The organism is Desulfobulbus rhabdoformis (assembly GCF_016919065.1).
In the GTDB taxonomy this organism is placed as follows: Bacteria; Desulfobacterota; Desulfobulbia; order Desulfobulbales; family Desulfobulbaceae; genus Desulfobulbus; species Desulfobulbus rhabdoformis.
In genome coordinates this window covers 1-3225 of sequence record NZ_JAFFQA010000098.1, presented here as the reverse complement: position 1 = coordinate 3225, position 3225 = coordinate 1, and the positions used below count along the sequence as shown (strand labels likewise).

Annotated in this window: 2 protein-coding genes; one reads left to right on the top strand and one right to left on the bottom strand. The window is 40.4% G+C overall.

Annotated features, from left to right (window positions below; all coding sequences use genetic code 11):
- Positions 1-277 precede the first annotated feature (277 nt).
- Complete coding sequence (locus JWJ90_RS22435) at positions 278-1405, bottom strand: ABC transporter substrate-binding protein (protein ID WP_205229453.1); 1128 nt, start codon at positions 1403-1405, stop codon at positions 278-280.
- Positions 1406-2061: 656 nt separating this feature from the next.
- Between JWJ90_RS22435 and JWJ90_RS22430 the strand changes: the two genes are divergently transcribed.
- Positions 2062-3144: an ISKra4 family transposase gene (locus JWJ90_RS22430; RefSeq protein ID WP_205229452.1), complete on the top strand. Its 1083-nt coding sequence runs from the start codon at positions 2062-2064 to the stop codon at positions 3142-3144.
- Positions 3145-3225 lie beyond the last annotated feature (81 nt).

Genomic DNA, 3225 nt, shown 5'->3' with positions numbered 1-3225 from the left:
CATGGTCCTTGCAGCCAGCGGGCTGAGAAGGCGCTGAAAATATGCCTTAAACTCCACAGAAAAACCCAAAAGTCTCTTCAGCACCATTCACATTGGCGGTCCAGGGGACAAAATGGGATTTGCTGTAACAAAATAGCATCTAAATAAGACCCTTGTTCACTAAAAATCATCTTTTTTAAATTAAACTCAAAAGATGTATACGACCAAATACTGTCAAGAAACCAGTAAAACAGGCAGACAACGCCGAGGATGACATATCCTTTCCAGCGCTTCATCTCTATTCTCCGTAAATTTCTGTGGCGATTTTTAAGATGCTTTTCGGAATATCGAAGTGTATGGCTTTGGCGGTTTCCAGATTAACAGCAATATCCAGAGGGTCTCTGAATATCTGGTTGAGAGTTCTTGGCATTGAACCATTCAGGATTTTCCCAAATTTATCTGAATTGTATCTGCCTAATTCAGCATAGCCCGAATCGCTCGAAATGCTCAGCAACAGACCTTCCTTTACACCTTTTGAACCTAACAATGAGAATGAAGGCACTGAACCATTCTTTAAAATATCTGCGATTTCAGATGTTCTTCTGTCTGCACAGGCCAAAGCAGTGACATATACTGCATCTGCCTTTTTTATAAGTTCCCGATAGCATTGGTAACAGGATTGGTCAGACTCCGTAAAATCCGGTATTGAGTCATGTACTTCGCAGGTGACAATTTGAAAATTTCTTTCCTTGGCGACTTGTCGGGCCTCATTGAGAGCAGAATAAATTTTACCATCCGGACTATTCTCAAATGCAATCCCCAATGTGTTAAACCCTGCAATCCTGTGAAACATTCTTATCTGTCGAAGATAACGGGTCGGATCAACCCGTGCCGTGACATGATCAAACCCTGAGTCTTCTGCACTCTTGATTATTCCAGCCCTGATTGGATCCGAAGTGGATAAAACCATCACAGGGATAGAATGATCATTGCTGGCTAAGTCTTGACCAGCCCAAGTTCCCATTGCAATAACCAAATCGATGGCGCCATTTTTAAGCTTGCTTAGAAGTTCATTTTTAAACTTAACTCTGACTTTGTCATCCCAGTTTGCAGAATAACAATTTTCTGGCTCAATTGATAAGTATGGGCTGTTACTTTTTATCAACCAGTCTAAAAAAGGTTTTGGCATTTCTTGATGATAATCAGGAGGATTTTCTTTAGTTATCCAACCCAATTCAATTAGCCCTGCCACCAGAGTCCTCATTGTGTCAGTATACTCAGAGAATGGTCCTCCTTCATAATATGCGACCCTCCATTTTTTTCCATTATTTAACCTCGGCTCATTTTTAGCAAAACAGGAGGAAATGAATACACCTGAAAAAGATACTATCAATAATACTACTCCAAAAATTTTGGTTTTCAGCATATTCTTATTATCCTCCACCTGCTACTTGTTAATTCTGTTTTTTAACTATCTTGGATATATTATATATTTGTTTCCTTATTACCTGTATCTCAAGCTTCTAATTTAATCTGTCTATCTGAATTCAAGATCCAGATAACACGGTAAGTAGACAGCCATTTATTAATTACATAGTCCCAAATTGCATCTATTGGCCCCAAAATTGTAAATAATTCGCGAAAGTATCATTCTTCCAAAACATTTTTTCATATTTTTCTCGAAACATCAGTTCGTTACACAACCCAGGGCAAGCCCATCAAAATACCCTGACCAAATCCATTTAGAATCAGAATCAAATTATTTTCGGCTAGCAAAAAAATACGAATAAAACCGATCTATTATTCAATTCTCCCCGCATAGCCTCTATATATTATCCCTCAAAAAATACTCACTTGGAAAAAAGGATCATGAAAAACAGGACAGGTCTTATAGGGTAGGCTCTTATTCGGCAGGTACTTATTTCTGGGAGTATCCGATGGGTGCATCCGATAGTTATGGAATCGCTCTGCAGGTTGCAGACTGGTAGTTTTGCGTAATAATTTTAACATGTTACGTTCGTTTTTTATTTAAATGCTGCTTTTTTCATGGTATAATATCCTGCAAAATCAGGAGGTTACACCATGGCGGCAGTGCGGAAAATTCGGAATTGGTCCAAGTGTTACAAAGACATGTACGATAATATTCTCGATCAAAAAATTGCTCACATTATCCAGTGTGTTGATGCGCCCAACAACACGCTTTTTGAGATAATTGACAAGATCAGGAAAGAGTACCCGTCAATAGATCCCGAATTAGTCCAGATTATCATTCAAGGTGAACTCGATAGGCACATGTCAGCCCCGACATGCACCTGTTGCGGTGCTAAAGCTCATAAAAAATATTCCAAGAAAAAAGAGTGTGTTACCACCATCGGCACTATTGTCATTCAATGCCCGTACTATGCTTGTCCCAAATGTAAAAACGTCCATACTCCGTACGAAGATGCTCTTAATCTGAGAGATGGCAAGTACCAGTACGATGTTCAAAAAATAGCTTCTCTCTTCGGTGCTAAGGAAACTTTTGATGAAGCTGCGGAAATGATGAACGAGATTTATCGTTTTGGCATTTCCGCAGACACTGTACATAAGCTCACCAATCAAGTCGCCGATGAAATTAGCCTTGAAGAGATCACTCCTACTTCTCAAGAAATATATAAAATCATTGAAGATATCTCAGAGGAAAACTATAGGAGGCCCGTTCTTGTCTTTTCTGCTGACGGTGCCATGGTACCCATAAGGACAGAAGACAAGGGGCAACCTCATCACTGGCGCGAAGCTAAAGGGATCCGTGGTTACTTGCTCGATAAGGACAAGATCGTTCACCTGTTAAGCTGGCATCAAATCAGCAATGTCACTGAATTTCGAGGATTCCTTGCCGAGCTAAGAGACAAAGACATTATCCCGCTGGATAAAATTCGCCTGTGTTTTGTAGGTGATGGAGCCGATTGGATATGGGACTGCGTCAAAGACTATTTCCCTACCTGCCGCCAAGTCCTTGATTATTTCCACTGCTCGGAACACCTTCATGATTTTGCCAAACATCAGTTTGTTGGATCAAAAAAAGCCGATGAGTGGATAGAACAAACCAAGGTTCGGCTCTTTCACAACAATGCCTCTCACAGCCACGCCCGCTTTGAACCGGTTGCGTTTATAAATTTGCCATGAGGCGGTACTTGCTGGGGTAATTTCACCATTCTGAGGAAAAATCCCGAAGCACTGCTGTTGTTTTGTACCAAACTTTCTGAA